Genomic DNA, 17,331 nt, shown 5'->3' with positions numbered 1-17,331 from the left:
ATTATAATTACTATCTTCTATAGATATATTTATTTATAAAAACAATAACTACATTTAACATTTACAAATTGCAAAGGTGCTCTTAAATTTGTAAAAAAAATGTAGTTCCAACGTTGTTGGGACTACATTGTAGCTACTAGATTGTATTTTTATGTGGACCTGCATTAATTATATCGCTTGATATATTCTTAAATCTCTTAAAATTTTCTTCAAACTTTTCGGCTAATTCATATGCCTTCTTATCATATGCATCTTTATTAACCCATACATTTTTAGGATCAAGTATGTCCTTTGAAACCTCAGGACATTCAGCTGGTATTAGAATCTTAAATATTGGATGTTCATAAAATTCTACATCTTTAAACTTATCCAACATAATTGCTTTAACCATAGCTCGTGTATAAGACAAGTTAATTCTTTTACCTTTGCCATAGGCTCCACCTATCCAACCTGTATTTATAAGATATACTTCTGCATTGTATTTATCGATTCTCTCTCCAAGTAACTTGGCATAAACTATCGGATCTAAAAGCATAAATGGTTCTCCGAAACAAGCTGAGAATGTAGCTTTAGGTTCTGTTATCCCTCTCTCTGTTCCTGCTACTTTACTTGTATATCCAGACATAAAATGGTACATAGCTGACTCTTTTGTTAGTTTAGATATAGGAGGCATTACTCCAAATGCATCTGCAGTTAGAAATATAATTTTATTTGGAATACTTCCAACACCACTACTTTCAATGTTATCTATATGTTCTATTGGGTAAGCTGCTCTTGTATTTTCAGTAAATTTACGATCATTATAATCTGGAGTTCCATTTTCATCTATTACTACATTTTCAAGCACAGTTCCAAATTTTATGGCACTATAAATTTCCTGTTCTTTTTCTTTATTAAGGCCAATTGCTTTTGCATAGCAACCACCTTCAAAATTAAATACTCCGTCATCACACCAACCGTGTTCATCATCGCCTATAAGCTTTCTTTCAATATCCGTTGATAATGTGGTTTTTCCTGTACCTGATAGACCAAAGAAAATTGTTGTACGTCCATCATTACCTGTATTAGCAGAACAGTGCATTGGTAATACACCTTTTTGAGGAAGTAAAAAATTGATGACTGAAAATGCAGATTTTTTTATTTCACCTGAATAAGCTGTTCCACCAATAAGAATTATTTTTTTAGAAAAATTTATTAACACAAAAGCCTCAGAATTTATTCCATCTTTTATTCCTCTAGCCTTAAATCCTGGAACTGATATTATATTAAATTCTGGTATATAATTTGAAAGTTGATTAGCATCAGGTCTAATAAACATTTGGTTAGAAAACATAGCTTGATATGCACATTCACATATTACCCTTATAGGTAGAGTGTATTCTTTCAAAGCCCCTATAAAACCATCAAACATGAACAAATCTTTTTGATTTAAGTAACTTAACACATCATTATAGATTTCATCAAACACATGTTCATCAATTGCTAAATTACCTTTACCCCAATTTACTGTATCTTTTGTAATATTGTCTTTTACAATAAATCTATCATTTGGAGATCTACCAGTATATTTACCTGTGTTTACTACTAATGCTCCCTTATCTGACAAAACACCCTCTTCTCTTTTAACCGCAAATTCTATAAGTTTAGGTATGCTAATGTTTCTATATAAGTTCTTATAATTTTTTATATTAAGATAATTCAAATCTAACTTCATTTGTTAATTTCCCCCTTATTTTCTTAATTCATCTCTTACCCAACGTTGTTTACATGATAATTTACACCTATACAAATAATAAATCACAAAATCATAATTCAAGTTTTATATAGGTACAAATTAATTACTTATCTAATAATTAAATATAATACTTAACTATAATACTAACTTATCATCCTTAATATTGCAATTGCTATTGTAACTGTAGCAGCACCACCAAGTCTTGTAGCTACTTGAGCAAATGGCAAAAGTTCTAATCTGTTACCAGCTGTAAGAATTGCAATATCTCCTGTTCCACCTTGACCACTATTACAAGCCGTTACCATTGCTGCTTCAACTGGATTCATGTTCATTGCTTTACCAACAAACCAACCTACAATAACCACCGTTAAAACTGTACATACTATTACGATTAAATATCTAGGGTTAGTAAAAACAGCGACAAGATTTAGCCATGGTGTTTTAGCAATACCTATACCAACTAATAATGGTATTGTAATAGCTATTACTATGAATCTGAAAAGTGCATGTCCGCCATTTTCTATACTATTAGGTATAACGCCTAACATTTTCGCTATTACAACAGCTAATAGCATAACGATAGGTGCTGGTAGCCCTATAAGTGAGTTTACAAATACACCACCTAAATAGAGAGCAAACGCCAATATACCAGTCACTGACATTTGTGCTAAATCAATCTTTAGCTCAGCTTTAGCTTTATTTCCAGCTTTAGCAAGTTCTAATATTTCATCTTCACTACCCGATTTCATTAATTTTCCATTTCCTGAAAATTGAGGATATTTTTCACCAATATGTTTTAACATACCTGAAAAAATAATTGCTACTAAACTACCTATCATTACGATAGGAAGGACTTCTGCAAATATTGTATCTGAACTCTTTCCTAAAATAGCTGAATACCCCATAGCTAAAGGAAGAGCTCCTTCTCCAACACCACCTGCCATAATTGGTGCAACTATATAAAAATACGTTTTATATGCACCTAGACCTAATAATGTACCTACTCCTATTCCTACTGCTGATGCAGTAACTGCACCAGCTATAAGTGGTACAAACATTCTTACAAAAGCCTTAATAAGAACTTGTCTATTCATACTACATATACTTCCAACTACAATACAAGCGATAAATACATATAAAAAGTTAGTTTGATTCATAAAAGTAGTTACACTTTTAACCGCTTGTTTGGGTATAAAATGAGCGTATACCATATAGGATGGTAAAAACGTTGCAAATATAACCTTACCACCAATATTTTTAATAATAGGTAATCTCTCTCCAATTTCTGCACAAGTAAATCCATATAGAACCATAATAGCTGATGCACCTAACATATCATTAGGCAATATGCCTTTAGCTAGTAAAGCAAAAACTACAATTAGAAGTGCCAAATATACACCTAATGGCATAATACCGATTTTAAAATTAGAAATCTTTTTTATAATACTACTATTAGCTTTTCCTGCATTTTTTATATTTTTTGTTGTACCTAAATTATTCACTTGTAATACCCCCAATTTTAATTTTTATGATTAGCTCTTTGACTGCTTAAAAATAACAATAATTATTTAAATTATAATATTATTCTAATATCTTTCTCTTGTATAAACATACCCATCCATTATCCTTCTTGCTGTTCTTACAACTTTTACAGATTCAATTTTTCCATTGTTAAGATTAGCAACCGTTTCCATTATCCCGCCTGAATGTGCTATTTTCAGCTTATTATTATTATTATTACTTTTAGCTATTTTGCTAACTAAAGTTCCTTCAATATTAGCAGCTACAGTTATACATATCGCACCAGTTATTGCAATTGCTTTGTGTGGTTTTTGCATTGACATCATTCTAACAACTACATCCATATTGTCTTTATTCCTCTTGATTCCACTTAAATCTACATATTCTGAAGGTGTCGATATAATGGTAGCTTTTGGTATTGCTGGAGATATCTTTGTTGCCTCTTCTTTGTTTGCGAAACCACACATCTCTGCTGCCATTGAGCGTATTTCCTCTATTCTCTTTAAATCATTTTCTGTTAATTCATTTGGTAACTCAGTACCCTTTAACCCAATATCCTTAGCGTTTATAAACACTAATGGATTTGCAGCATCTACAATTGAGATGTTTATTTTCCCCCTAGACGTTTCAATGGAATCCATTACATTACCTGTAGGTAAAAGCTTCCCAGTAACCGAACCTTCTGGATTATAAAAAGAAAGATAAATTGGTGATCCTGAATTAGGTATCCCAGATATACAAGTATCTCCCTCGACCTTAGCCTCTTCATTCTCAATTTCGACTTCTGATACCACTAACTTATTTGTGTTTGTGTTAAATATTCTAACTTTCATTTTAGAATTTGTAATCGCTACAAGCCCTTCATTAACAGCAAATGGAGCAACTGCTGATAGGATATTACCACAGTTTCCTTTAAAATCAACCATTCTTTCTGTTAAGCTAACTTGAGCGAATGTATATTCAATATCATAATTATTTTTATCAGATTTTTTTATTATCGCTACTTTACTAGTTAGTGAATTTGCACCCCCTAATCCATCAATTTGTCTAGCATCTGGGCTACCCATAACATCTAAAAGGAAATCATTCCATTTACTTTTATCTTTAGGCATATCATTATACTTGAAAAATACACCTTTACTTGTACCGCCTCTCATGATAGTACATGCCACTTTCGTCATTCTTATGACCTCCTTTTACACTCTGTTTACTGGTCACTATTATACCAAACAAATTTTGTATTAATAATATTGTTTTATAATGTATAAGGTCGAAATGCTCTACTCTCTACTTATGAGCATTAATTACCTGATAAATTTTAATTAATAAGTCATCGATTGAATGTTTTCTACTTCGCCCACATACCTTTGCATTTTCATTGCATAGAAGGCATTTTCTTTGAGCTAAATTTAACTGCCTTCTACTAATTTGTTCTCCATTTGTATTAATTACATCAAAATCAAATATTCTTCCCAAATCACTTTTTTCCTCAATAGATACTGTTATTTTTTTTAATTGTATAGGGTCCATGTCTATATTTAGGAATGCTTCTGTTCCAGCAACTGTAAAATTAACTACTTTATTAACTACTTTTACATTTTGTATACCTAACTCCTTCTCCAATAGGTTAATACCTAATTCATGAGCTTTTTTAAAAATATTATTGTTTTTTTCTTGCCCTGGTATATTCAATGTAAAAGAAACTAATGTAGTTTTAAACATACTAATTAATTTTGTTTGTGTTCTTGCTCGTTTCTCCCTTGCTTCAAGTATTTCTTTAAGAATAATGCTCTCACTATACATTAATTATTATCCTTTCTACCTTACCTGTCTAATAACATCAATAATTGATCCATCTCTATATTCTACAATCCCTACGATTTTATCAGTATACTCAATTGCTTTAGGTTTTCCAGTAATTTTTTCTGCTTTTCCCTTAAGTTGTTCTATAGTGAACAAAGGAAGTTTTGCCTTAGTTAACTTTTCAATTAAATCCTGTCTTAATGGATTTACAGCTATTCCTCTATCTGTTACAACTACATCTATAGTTTCTCCCGGAGTTATTACAGTATTTACTTTATCAACAATCGTAGGTATTCTACCTCTAATTAATGGCGCTACTATCATTGTTAGCTTTGAACCTGCCGCAGTATCACAATGTCCACCTGAAGCTCCTCTTATTACACCATCTGAACCAGTAATTACGTTGACATTGAAGTCCGTATCTATCTCTAATGCACTTAATAAAACTATATCAAGTTTATTCACAACACATCCCTTATTATGGGGATTAGCATAAAATGATGCACTAATTTCACAATGATCTGGATTCTCACCTATTGACTTTGCCGCTGTCAAATCAAAACTTTGAGTATCATATAATTTAGATATCAATCCTTCATTTAACATTTCTACAAATTGACCAGTTATTCCACCTAATGCAAAGCTAGCTTTTATATTATCTTCTATCATTCTTTCTCTTATAAATCTTGCAACCGCTAGCGACGCTCCTCCTGTTCCACATTGTATAGAGAAACCCGGCACAAAATAACCTGAAGCTTCAATTGACGCTGCTGCATATTTAGCAATTAATAATTCTCTTGGATCCTTAGTAAATCTTGTAGCACCTGATACAATTCCATTTGGATCTCCAATTGATTCTATTTTTACCACACAATCTACGTCAGTTTGTAAAATACTTGCAGGTACATTGGGATATTGAACTAAATTATCTGTAATAAGAACAACCTTATCTGCATATTCTGCATCTACTTTAGCATATCCTAATGAACCACAAAATGATTTCCCACTGTATCCGTTCGCATTACCGTATTCATCACAACAAGGTGCTCCTAAAAAAGCAACATCAATTTGCGAATCTCCAGCTTCAATGGCTCTTGCTCTGCCACCGTGAGAACGAATTATTATAGGTGTTTCTAATATTCCATTTGATATAGCCTCTGCTAAAGGACCTCTAACTCCACTAGTAATTATTTTTGTAACAACACCATTTTTTATATGTTCAATTAATGGTTCATGCACTGCATTTAATGAACTTGATGCTAATGTTAAGTTTTTTATTCCTAGCTTAGCTATGGTATCTAGAACCATATTTAGTATGTAATCACCCTCTCTAAAGTGGTGATGAAATGATATAGTCATACCATCTTTAAGTTCAGTTTTAATTACTGCTTTTTCAATACTATCCAATAACTTGATATCTCCTGGTTTTACCTGAGATAGATCACGTCCATATTTACGTTTTGTAGGTTGAAAACTAAATGGTCCATTATAGGGTCTTAGTTCACCAATTCCTTCTATATATTCTGGTATATCTCTTCCTATTTTATTTTTAGGCAATTTGATCCCCTCCTTCATTTATATCTACTCCTGCTGCTTTTGCTAACATAAGTGCTCTTTGTGCTCGCTCTAATATTGGCTTATCTACCATTTTTCCATCTAGAGATACTACTCCTGAGCCTTTCTTTGCAGCATCTTCGGCTGCCTTTATAATTCTTATAGATTTATCTATTTCCTTTTGTGATGGTGTATATATTTCATGAACTGGCCCTATTTGTCTTGGATTAATTACAGATTTTCCATCAAATCCTAACTGTTTAATTAATTTAACTTCATCTTTAAAGCCTTCTTCATTATTTACATCTGAATAAACTGTATCCAAAGCATATATTCCAGCTGCTCTTGCTGCAAGTAATATTTGACTTCTTGCCATTAAAAGCTCTATACCTCCTGGCGAACGTGTTGTCTTTATGTTTGTTACATAATCTTCTGCTCCAATTGCTATACCCATAAGTCTTTTACTAGCCGTTGCTATCTCTCGTGCATTTAATACTCCTAGTGCTCCTTCAACTGCCGCCATCATTTTTGTCTTTCCTACAGGTATTCCTGCTTCTTTTTCTATTCTTTCTATTTCATTTTCTACATCTATAATATCTTGTGCACTTTCTGTCTTTGGAAGTCTTATAACATCTGGCTGAGCTCTAACTATTGCTTCCAAATCTTCAATTCCATATGGCGTATCTAATCCATTTATTCTTACTACTGTTTCTATTCCTTCATAGTCAATACTTTTTAATGCATTATAAACTAAAAATCTAGCAGCATCTTTCTCATTAATAGATACTGAATCTTCTAAATCAAACATTATTGAATCTGCACCATATATGTGCGCATCTTTAACCATTCCAGGATTGTTTCCAGGTACATACATCATTGTTCTTCTTAACTTGTACATTATTTTTCCACCCCCCAGTTGAAATGTGTTTTACCTGCTGCCCTTAGAACCGCAGTCTCTACTCTCGCCTTTATTACACAATCTAATGCTCCTTGGTCATTAACGCGAACCAAGGCACTTACTATTCCTAAAGATGATAATGTATCCGTTATAACTTTCTTTATTTGATCTCCAAATTGTTTTCCAACAGAACTCTTTAATTCTATAATCACCGAATTATCTGGATTTGGCTCTACCACTACTGTAATATCACTAGATTCTAAAGTTCCTGCTATAGCTGTTTTTAATATTTTCATAAGTTAACCCTCCCAAATAAAATTTATTGAATTTTATATTTTTTTAATTATTGACATACCCTCTCTTGACATTAAAAAATTATAAGTCGTATCAGGTACTAACTTCCTCACCTCCAAAAATTTATTCTCCTTAATTAATTTTCTAACAGTAGATGCACTTGTTATATTCCCTCCAATTTGAATTCTTGGGATTTCAATAACCTCAACATTACCTTTCGGCAACATTTCTTTCATAGTGTCATTATAAATTTTAGTAACTGGACATAATGATTCTTCACCAACATAACGCTTATTAATTCCTAATGCTGGCACTATATATTTCATAAAAATCAGTATGTCTAATAAACAATGTGTTTTTACAGCTTCATTTTGTTTTTTCATAAAATACGATGGAAATGTAGCATTTGAAATTATATAATTTTGACTTTTGTGAAGGATTACATTCTTTAAATGACTTAGACCTTCTTTAACTAACTTATATCTTATATCAGATGGAAAAACTGACTTATCCTCTGATACAATAAAAACATGAACTACATCACTCTCTCTTGAAGCTTTTTCGATCAAGTACTTATGCCCTAATGTAAATGGATTACAGTTTACAACAACACTTGAAATTACATCACCACTAATTTTTTCTTTCTTTAAATTGTTTATATATTTTTTTATTCCACAAGGATCATTTTCAAGTAAAATTACTCTATTAGGAACTTCAGCAATCATATAAAAACCTAACTTCTGAAAAACTTTATAATTTTTAGGTTTTGTATAAACAAATAAATGATTATTCCCTCTTCTATATTGTTCACTAATTAAATCGGATATTATTGTATTAGATATACCCATTTGCTTATAATTATCATCTACCGCTATACATTTTAGAATTTTACCTTCAGATGACCCAGTTGCAATTATTTTATCGTCATCATACAATGCAACTGTATACTCTACATTTTCTTCAAATTTAAGTCCTTGTTTCAATAATAATTTTTTTATATCATATAGCTTACTAGAATGATTATCTTCAATAATAATCTCGTCTAAGTTTAAATACCCCATATATATTTTTCCTTTCCCAATATATTAATTAATATCAGAATATTTATCTTATTACACTATAAAACTATATTCTAGCTGTACCGAGTTTTCGGGCTACACTTGTAACCGCATATGCTACTGCATCACAAACCCCTTTATTAAAAACACTTGGTACTATATATTCTACATTTAGTTCACTATCGTCAATTAAATTTGCAATTCCCTTTGCCGCAGCGATTTTCATTTCATCACATATATCCCTAACTCTAACTTCCAGAGCTCCCTTAAATATACCTGGAAAAACCAATACGTTATTTATTTGGTTTGGAAAATCTGATCTTCCAGTAGCAACAACTTTAGCTCCACCGGCTATTGCCTCATCTGGCAATATTTCTGGCATAGGGTTAGCAAGTGCAAAAACCACACTATCTTTATTCATTGTTTTTACCATTTTTTTATTTAATACATTTGCCACTGAGAGACCAATAAAAACATCCTTGTCTTTGATTACTTCTTCTAAGCTACCTTCTTCAAACCTTCTATTTGTAACTTTTGCTATTTTCACTTGTTCTATATTTAATGTGGAATCACTCTCAACAAGAGCACCCTTTATATCACACAATACAATATTTTTTACTCCTGCAGCGTTTAGTATCTTAGCTACTGCAATACCTGAAGCACCTGCTCCATTTATAACGACCTTTATCTTATCTATACTCTTTTTAACTATTTTTAGTGCATTATACAACCCTGCTAAAACTGCAATAGCAGTGCCATGTTGATCATCATGATATACAGGTATGTCCAAAATTTCTTTTAATCTATCCTCAATATAGAAACACTCAGGAGATTTAATATCTTCAAGATGTATGCCTCCAAAACCAGTTGAGATATTTTTTATTGTATTCACTATATCATCTGGATTTATAGAGTCTATACTTATTGGAATTGCATCAATATCCGCAAATTTTTTTAGTAATAGTGATTTGCTCTCCACTACCGGAAGACCCGCTTCCGGTCCAATGTTACCCAATCCCAAAACAGCTGTTCCATTTGTAATTACAGCCACGGTTCTTCCTTTCATTGTGTACATATATACCTTCTCTTTATTCTTAGCTATTTCCATACAAGGACCAGCTATACCTGGCGTATATACTTCAGCTAAATCCTTACCATTATTTACTTCCATTATCCCGATAACTTCTAATTTACCTCTTTTTTGTTTGTGTGAGGTTAATACTGCTTCTTTTATACTCATATTCATCTTTTTACATTGAACTGTGATATAGTAGCAGTTCAACTACACCCCCTTTTCTTCTTAAAGTTAATTTTAAAACTATAATATTATTTAGTCCTGTTACATAATATAAATATTATGGTATTTATAGATCATTTTTATATTTTTATGATTTCTGTACTTCACTGTATACATGTATACAGTCGTGATTTAAAAATAAACAGGTATAAACTTTCATTGTATACCTGTATACATCTTTGACTAGCTTCTGTCTAAAGTTATTATATTCCTTAAAATGATTTTTTGCAATCGTTTTACAAAAAATATGTTAAATGTTTTTCCTTAACCCTAAATCATATAAGTATTACTACCATAATTTAAGGTTATTAATATTTATACAACACTAAAACAAATGAATTTTATTTGCAAGAAACTCCTTTGCATTTACGGTGTGCTCTCTGCCTATCTTTTCTGCATAAAACTCATCTTTTTTTTCAAAGGCCTCTATTATTTTCTTATGTTCTATCAATGCATTTTTTACTCTTTTATTCATAACTAATGTAAAATTTCTTAACCTTATTAAATATTCATAAATCTGCTTCATTTGAATTATTAGTCTACTATTTCCGCAAGAGAAAAGTATAGTTTCATGGAATTCTTTATGTAAACTCCAATACCCTGGCATATCCTCCTTAATGATACACTCTTCCATTTTAGATATAACTTCTTTTAATACCGTAATCTGTAATGTAGATAAATTAATACATGCTAGTCTAAATACTAAACCCTCAAGTACCTCTCTCATTTCATAAATCTCTATAACATCTTTTTTTGATATACCTTTAACAATAGTCCCTTTCCTTGGGATGTTTTCAGCTAAACCTTCAACTTCCAATTTTCTTAAAGCTTCTCTAACAGGTGTTCTACTGACCCCCATATTTTCTGCTATATAAGTTTCAACTAGTCTCTCTCCTTGCTCTATGTCTCCACCAATTATTGCCATTCTAAGTTTTTCAAAAACTATGTCTCTAATAGGTCTTAAATCTGTAATTTCAATTTTCTCAAATAATGGGTTCATATAACCACTTCCTTAATTTCTTTCAAATTTTTATAATTACTTATAATTTAAGTATACAATATCTTTTTTTTGAATTGAAATTATATTTAAAGAATTATCAATTTTATAACTAAATATCACTTTCATCTAAGTATTGTTCTACAAGATATAAAAATACCGTTACTCCAAGCAAATCAGCACTTCCGCCAGGGCTTATATTTTTCTCTATAAACTCTTCACATAAACTCTTAATTGATTTTCTGCCAATTTCAGTTTTCATACCTCCAGTTCCAATTATTTGTATAGCCTTTTCCCTTACCTCATTTAGAACCTGTGGGTTATGTCTATAAATAATTGTAGAGTCATCGCAAATCTGCATTATCCCAATTAGTGTATGAACTAACCTATCATTAGCATTTAGCTCACAATTCTGTTTGTAAAAATCAAGAGCAAAATTAAAAACTGTTGGAATACCTCTTTCCACTTCGCCTCGTACGCCTTCAGTTTTATACTTAAAAAATAGCTTTTCACCGTGACTTAATTCTACATTATCTTTTAAAACCAAAAGTTCCTTCTCCACTAGCCCCTTAGTCATTTTCTTTATAATATCCTGAATATTGTTAAATCCTTTTTTTTCATAAATTGCTTTTCCTGTAGCGGCGCAAGCTATTCCAATTAAAAAAAGCATACCTTTGTGGGTATTGATTCCCTTTGTTTTAGCAAACATATCTTTCTCAGCTTCAACACCGATGAGTCTAACTCCATCAAAGATCTCCTTATATGTTTTATTTGAAAACCCTTCTTGAACAAATAAAGGTAGGTATTTACTCAAAGTCGATGTGCTATCAATAAATGTATAAAAATTCATATCTTTATGGGCGCCATAAGACACTGGTGATACTAATCCTGGTGATGGATAACAAGATACTTCATATATCATTGCTTGGATTGCAAAGCTACTAATTATCATTGAAACTTCATTTATTGTAAATATTTTTTCGTTTTCCATTTATCTCTCCAATTATTCTTTGAAATTATTTTATAGTCATAAATCATACTCAAGGTATTCAAATAAAATTATAGTATAATCTTTACATTTGTTAATAACTTACTAATGAAACAACACATCTTTACGTGTTTCTTCACAGCTCGCACTATATATTTAATCATACCATAATTACAATAAATTTAGTATATTGAAACAATTTTAAAATGCTACATACCCATAAATCTTAAATAAAATTTTTATATTTATAAAAAAAACTTTCTTTATTTTCTATTTTTTTAGCTAAACTTTCTTTATTAATGTCTAATAATATCTTGACCTTAGAAGTAGTTGGTATTACATTATTTTCTTTAGAGTTACCATAAACTCTAGTAAGATAAAAAGATCCTATTCCCAAAATTATTACAATAATTATAATACAGTGCTTTAAAATTTTTTTTAATCATAATACCTCTTTTCATTAAAATTTTTGAATAAAAACTCTTTCAAATGGAATTATTTTCTTATGTATATTAAAATTCACTCTATTGTTCATAATATTTTTTTGGTAATCTAAGTCATTTTCCCCTTAGTTAACATGGTATACATAAGGCTTTATAATGCAACATTAAAACCCTTAAATGTCATTATTTCGACATGATGGAATACCAACAGCAAAATAATGAGAATAGTTATTATTATTCTTTACAAAACAATATAAAAAATCTATAATTACCTTATAATTATGGGAAAAATAATCTATAATAATGGAGCTGAAAACAATGATTTCAAAAGATAGAATTAAAGTTTTAAACAATAAAAAAATAATTGATAATCCATATGTGGTTTACTGGATGCAATGCTCTCAAAGAACAGAATATAATCATGCCCTAGAGTATGCTATAATTCAGGCCAATGAGCTTAAGAAGCCATTGGTTGTGTATTTTGGATTAACTGATAATTTTCCAGAGGCAAATGAAAGACACTATTATTTTATGCTAGAGGGATTAAAAGAAGTAAAAACAGAATTAGCTAGAAGAAATATTAAAATGATTATTAGAAAAATATCTCCTGAAAATGGAGCTTTAGAAATATCATCTTTTACAGCATTAATGGTAGTAGATAGAGGATATTTAAGGATAGAAAGAAAGTGGAGAACGCTTTTAGCCCAAAATGCGAAATGCTCTGTGGTACAGGTAGAAACTAATGTCATTGTACCCGTGGAAGTAGCTTCTATAAAAGAAGAATATTCTGCATATACTCTTAGAAATAAGATAAGCAAAAGATTAGAGAAGTTTGCATTGCCTCTTAACGAGAGAGAATGTGATGAAGATTCTACTGATTTGGAGCTTCCACTTGATGAATATAATATAGAAGATATTGATAAGGCTATTTCACAACTTAAAATTGATAAGACAGTTAAGAGAGTACTATACTACAAGGGTGGTACTAGTAATGCTAAGCTATTACTAGAAGAATTTATTTCAAGTAAATTATCACATTATAGTGAACTTAAAAATGAACCCTCAAAGGCTTATTCTTCTAATTTGAGTCCATATCTGCATTTTGGTCAGATTTCTCCATTGTACATATATATTAAATTAATGGATGTGTCTATAGAAGATAAAAAATCCTTTTTAGAGGAATTAATAATTAGAAGAGAATTAAGTATGAATTTTGTCTTTTATAATGATAAATATGATTGTTATGAATCACTTCCATCTTGGGCCTTGAATACTCTTGAAAAACATTTGGTAGACGCACGAGAGTTTATTTATTCGCTGCAAGAACTAGAAGAAGCCCAAACCCATGATGGTTATTGGAATGCTGCGCAAAAGGAAATGCTTATTACGGGTAAAATGCATGGCTATATGAGGATGTATTGGGGAAAGAAAGTATTAGAATGGAGTAAAACTCCGCAGGAAGCTTATAATACTGCTATTTATTTAAATAACAAGTACCTATTAGATGGTAGGGACGCAAATGGGTTTGCGGGGATAGCTTGGTGCTTTGGAAAGCATGATAGACCTTGGGGTGAAAGAGCTATCTTTGGATTAGTTAGATTTATGAATGATAAAGGATTAAAAAGGAAATTCGATATGGAAAGATATTTGCATAAGATTGAATCAATGGCTTACCATTCTGTGATTATAAGTGATAATGAGAAAACTGAACAAACATCATTATTTTAAATGGCATATTAATTCCCTCTTAATAAAATAGAATACTTCTTTATTATTTTATTAAGAAAGAATTAAATTAACATAAATAATTATTCCAATTCATTTGTCCTTTCAAGAGCACTTTTTACACTTGACATAATTGTTCCATGAAAACTAGATTCACTTAACACATGTAGTCCTGCAATTGTTGTACCTGCTGGTGAAGTCATTGTATCCGTAATTTGGTAAGGATGTTTTCCAGTTTTTTGAATGGTTAGTGCAGAAGCAATTAAATTCTCTAAAGCTATAGCTGCGGCATCCTTACGGGAAAAACCAGATTCCACTCCAGAATCTATAATCGCTGCAAGAAAATACATTATGTAGGCAGGCCCAGCACAACTATATGCAGTAAATGCATTAAAGAGGTTTTCATCTATGAACATTGTCTGTCCTAATGCACTTAACAGTGTTTCAACTATTTTTTTATCTTCAGGTTGAACCTGCTCATTTACGTTTGCTGCACTATAACCATGTTGTACATCAATCATGGTATTTGGCATAATACGAACAAGTTTGTGATGGCTTTCAAATAAATTTTCTAATTTTTCCATTTTGATTCCCGCACATATAGAAATAATGATAGTAGATTCAGATATATGATCTTTAATATTTTGTGCAACACTTACGATATTTTGGGGAAGTACTGCAATTAGAATAATATTTGCATCTTTTACAGCAACTGTGACATCTTCTGTCTCTAAAATACCATATGTAACATTAAGGTATTTTCTTCTTTCACTTAATATATCAAAAACTGCAATGTTTTTTGGAGAAAATATTTCATTTGAAATAACTCCTCTGATGATCCCTTCGGCCATATTTCCACCGCCGATAAATGTAATCTTTTTATTTAACATATATTATTCCTCCTGTTTTATTTGTAAATTTTTTAAAACATCAAAATACTCTTTGCCAAATAGCAATATGTATTCTTCTACTACTTGACTAATAATTAGAATAGCACCTTTGCCGAGTTTATCTTTCAATGTTTTACTCATTGAATATAGCAGATGAGCAGTGTGAAAGTTGAAATCTCTAGTGCAGGTACTACCGAGTTCAGTTCTCTTTTGAGCAAGTTTTATCGTATCCTCTCCATTCATTGGATTTTCCCAGTGAAATTCACAATGATCTGCTCCAAAGCTTAGATTACTAGTAGCTTTCATATGAAAATTTTTATTGAAACCATTAAAAACAGCAGCATCTATATTTATACAGTAATATTTTCCATAATCCAAAAGATTATATTTTTTCCAAGATGCACACCATTCACATTTCGTTACAGCACTTACAAGTTCAGGTTCTGTTTTGAGAATTGCAAATTCCATTGTATTTTTTTCTGGAGCCCATTCACTGTAAGCTTGACTATTTATAAAATCTAATGGATCTCCATTTTCAATTGCTCTTTTAGCCATCCTTTTTCCACGTTCATGCCCATAATTTTCAATTCCAATATAGATTGCCTCTTTGCCTTTTTCACCAAAACGCTCTATAGTATATTTTGCAAAGAGTGCAACTAATACTGCATGATGTTCAATCCTGCAATGAACTATTTCAACTTTACCCATTTTAATATTCAACATCCTTTCAATAATTTATCAATTTACTCAACAAACCTTAATTATAAGTCTCTTTCTATTAAATACTATGATTTACTCCATTCTTTTTTAATTCTTTAGTCTTCTCTCTTAATTCTTTATAAATCATAAATCCTGTGAAAACAATAGCTGAATATCCTGCCAAAGGATATAGAATATTCAACAATTTATCAAAAGGAAGTACTCCTCCAAATAACATACTGACTAAAGTTAGTACTGTTGCAATGATGTTAAACTTTTTAGTTTTGTCAGTAGCAAACTTTCTAACAACCATTAAAAGAAATGAAGCCACTGCTGAATAAATACTTAGCACTATTAATATTGAAAAAATTAGTCCTAATATAGGAGATATGTGATTAGCAATTGCTAATGTTGGAACTTGCGTACCTATAATTAATTTATAATAAACAAGTTCACCTATTATAAGTGCAATAATTGCAATAGTAAAAGCAACAGTTCCAACAACAGCTGCCGTTCTTGCTTCTTTTAAACTTCCTGCAGATGCCCCACAACTAACCTGAAATGGTATACTAACCATAAGAGCAAGAAAAGCATATAGTGCTCCTGACCATGCCCAATTAGAAGAAGCGGATTTAAACCCTAATGTTGGCATAAGCCTGCCAGATTCTGATAATATAGTTGGCTGCCCAAAAATAGTTATAATCCCACAAATGCCGATTATTGCCACGAACAAAATTTTTATAGGGCCTATAACACCAATTATGTCGATGAATTTTTCTACACCCAACAATATTGTGCCCAATGCAAGAAGAGCTATAGCGCCAGTACCTATATATGTTGGTATTCCATAATATTGATGAATTGTTGCTCCTCCACCAGCAAGCATAACTACAGATATAGCATACACCAATACAACACTGTACCATACATAAACTTTACCTAGAGCTTTTCCACAATAATACTCAAAAACATCATATGGATTATCAAATTTCTTTTTTTGCCCTATTCCATATAAAATGTACGTTAAGGGTATCATTAAAGCCACAAAAATTAATGCAGCTATAATACCCTTTGTCCCACTTGTTGTAAAAAATTGCAAAACCTCTTGTCCTGTTGCGAATCCAGATCCAATCCAATATGCACACAATGCGCCTGCAAGAAGTACTACTTTTTTTACACTAGTTAATTGTTTTTCCACATTCACCACTCCTTTTTTATATTTTAAATTTTTATAATATTGTTTCATTAAACATGTGTTTGCTGAAACTTCATCGCTCCAATCCCTTACTATTTCTAGATAAAAATAAATAGTTTTTAAATATTCAATTGTTTTAAATTTATTATATTCACTGAATTTAATAATTCCATACTATTCCTATTATATTACTATGTATTGTACTAATATGCAATATAATAATATGGAGCAATT

16 protein-coding genes are annotated in these 17,331 nt (G+C 30.9%); 1 reads left to right on the top strand and 15 read right to left on the bottom strand.

Features of this window, described 5'->3' with window-relative positions; all coding sequences use genetic code 11:
• Positions 1-136: 136 nt before the first annotated feature.
• The 12 genes from pckA to A7L45_RS23435 form a co-directional block, all read right to left on the bottom strand.
• Complete coding sequence (gene pckA / locus A7L45_RS03680) at positions 137-1,714, bottom strand: phosphoenolpyruvate carboxykinase (ATP) (RefSeq protein WP_071611510.1); 1,578 nt, start codon at positions 1,712-1,714, stop codon at positions 137-139.
• Positions 1,715-1,878: 164 nt separating this feature from the next.
• Positions 1,879-3,237 (bottom strand): 2-hydroxycarboxylate transporter family protein, encoded by a 1,359-nt coding sequence (locus A7L45_RS03675; protein ID WP_224616780.1) that lies wholly within the window; start codon positions 3,235-3,237, stop codon positions 1,879-1,881.
• An 84-nt stretch (positions 3,238-3,321) separates the two neighbouring features.
• Positions 3,322-4,437, bottom strand: a complete 1,116-nt coding sequence (locus tag A7L45_RS03670; RefSeq protein ID WP_071611509.1) for a 2-methylaconitate cis-trans isomerase PrpF family protein — start codon at positions 4,435-4,437, stop codon at positions 3,322-3,324.
• A 106-nt stretch (positions 4,438-4,543) separates the two neighbouring features.
• Positions 4,544-5,059 (bottom strand): citrate lyase holo-[acyl-carrier protein] synthase, encoded by a 516-nt coding sequence (gene citX, locus A7L45_RS03665; RefSeq protein WP_071611508.1) that lies wholly within the window; start codon positions 5,057-5,059, stop codon positions 4,544-4,546.
• A 15-nt stretch (positions 5,060-5,074) separates the two neighbouring features.
• A complete protein-coding gene (gene citF, locus A7L45_RS03660) occupies positions 5,075-6,616 on the bottom strand; it encodes a citrate lyase subunit alpha (RefSeq protein ID WP_071611507.1) in 1,542 nt (513 codons plus the stop codon).
• Positions 6,609-7,511, bottom strand: coding sequence for a citrate (pro-3S)-lyase subunit beta (gene citE / locus A7L45_RS03655; protein WP_071611506.1), 903 nt, complete (start codon positions 7,509-7,511; stop codon positions 6,609-6,611). The genes citF and citE overlap by 8 nt, the downstream gene beginning before the upstream one ends.
• Positions 7,511-7,807: a citrate lyase acyl carrier protein gene (gene citD, locus A7L45_RS03650; protein ID WP_071611505.1), complete on the bottom strand. Its 297-nt coding sequence runs from the start codon at positions 7,805-7,807 to the stop codon at positions 7,511-7,513. The genes citE and citD overlap by 1 nt, the downstream gene beginning before the upstream one ends.
• A 33-nt stretch (positions 7,808-7,840) precedes the next feature.
• Positions 7,841-8,866 carry a [citrate (pro-3S)-lyase] ligase gene (gene citC, locus A7L45_RS03645; protein WP_071611504.1) on the bottom strand — a complete coding sequence of 342 codons (1,026 nt, stop codon included), beginning with the start codon at positions 8,864-8,866 and terminating at the stop codon, positions 7,841-7,843.
• 64 nt (positions 8,867-8,930) lie between these two features.
• Positions 8,931-10,109, bottom strand: coding sequence for an NAD(P)-dependent malic enzyme (locus A7L45_RS03640; RefSeq protein ID WP_071614854.1), 1,179 nt, complete (start codon positions 10,107-10,109; stop codon positions 8,931-8,933).
• 376 nt (positions 10,110-10,485) lie between these two features.
• The gene (locus A7L45_RS03635) at positions 10,486-11,160 is read right to left on the bottom strand and encodes a GntR family transcriptional regulator (RefSeq protein WP_071611503.1); all 675 of its coding nucleotides are present in this window, start codon (positions 11,158-11,160) and stop codon (positions 10,486-10,488) included.
• 109 nt (positions 11,161-11,269) lie between these two features.
• Complete coding sequence (gene citG, locus A7L45_RS03630) at positions 11,270-12,148, bottom strand: triphosphoribosyl-dephospho-CoA synthase CitG (RefSeq protein ID WP_071611502.1); 879 nt, start codon at positions 12,146-12,148, stop codon at positions 11,270-11,272.
• Positions 12,149-12,371: 223 nt separating this feature from the next.
• Positions 12,372-12,542 (bottom strand): hypothetical protein, encoded by a 171-nt coding sequence (locus A7L45_RS23435; protein WP_207647756.1) that lies wholly within the window; start codon positions 12,540-12,542, stop codon positions 12,372-12,374.
• A 364-nt stretch (positions 12,543-12,906) separates the two neighbouring features.
• Between A7L45_RS23435 and A7L45_RS03625 the strand changes: the two genes are divergently transcribed.
• Positions 12,907-14,316, top strand: a complete 1,410-nt coding sequence (locus A7L45_RS03625; RefSeq protein ID WP_071611501.1) for a deoxyribodipyrimidine photo-lyase — start codon at positions 12,907-12,909, stop codon at positions 14,314-14,316.
• Between the two features lie 80 nt (positions 14,317-14,396).
• Here A7L45_RS03625 and proC read toward each other — a convergent pair whose 3' ends face one another.
• From proC to A7L45_RS03610, 3 genes are all read right to left on the bottom strand, one after another.
• Entirely contained in the window at positions 14,397-15,203 is an 807-nt protein-coding gene (gene proC / locus A7L45_RS03620) for a pyrroline-5-carboxylate reductase (protein ID WP_071611500.1), read from the bottom strand.
• A 3-nt stretch (positions 15,204-15,206) separates the two neighbouring features.
• The gene (locus A7L45_RS03615; protein ID WP_071611499.1) at positions 15,207-15,911 is read right to left on the bottom strand and encodes an L-2-amino-thiazoline-4-carboxylic acid hydrolase; all 705 of its coding nucleotides are present in this window, start codon (positions 15,909-15,911) and stop codon (positions 15,207-15,209) included.
• A 70-nt stretch (positions 15,912-15,981) separates the two neighbouring features.
• Positions 15,982-17,100, bottom strand: a complete 1,119-nt coding sequence (locus tag A7L45_RS03610; RefSeq protein ID WP_071611498.1) for a YkvI family membrane protein — start codon at positions 17,098-17,100, stop codon at positions 15,982-15,984.
• Positions 17,101-17,331: the final 231 nt, after the last annotated feature.

Source organism: Clostridium estertheticum subsp. estertheticum (assembly GCF_001877035.1).
Taxonomy (GTDB): Bacteria; Bacillota; Clostridia; order Clostridiales; family Clostridiaceae; genus Clostridium_AD; species Clostridium_AD estertheticum.
This window is presented reverse-complemented; position numbering and strand designations above follow the sequence as displayed.